Annotated in this window: 1 pseudogene; it reads left to right on the top strand. The window is 71.6% G+C overall.

Annotation, left to right across the window (positions count from 1 at the left end):
* A pseudogene (locus A985_RS29465) lies at positions 1-215 on the top strand (cytochrome c); the annotation flags it as partial.

The raw sequence follows: 215 nt of genomic DNA on the forward strand, positions 1-215 counted from the left end.
CGGCAGCCCGGCGCCCGCCGCGAACGACCCGCAGGCGCAACTCGTGAAGCAGGGCGAATACCTCGCGCGCGCGGCCGATTGTGCCGCGTGCCACACGGCGCCCAAGGGGCTACCGTTCGCCGGCGGCCTGCCGATCGCCTCGCCGATCGGCACGATCTACTCGACGAACATCACGCCCGACAAGGACACCGGCATCGGCAGGTACAGCCTCGAGG

This window comes from Pandoraea sp. B-6, assembly GCF_000282835.1.
Lineage (GTDB): Bacteria > Pseudomonadota > Gammaproteobacteria > Burkholderiales > Burkholderiaceae > Pandoraea > Pandoraea cepalis.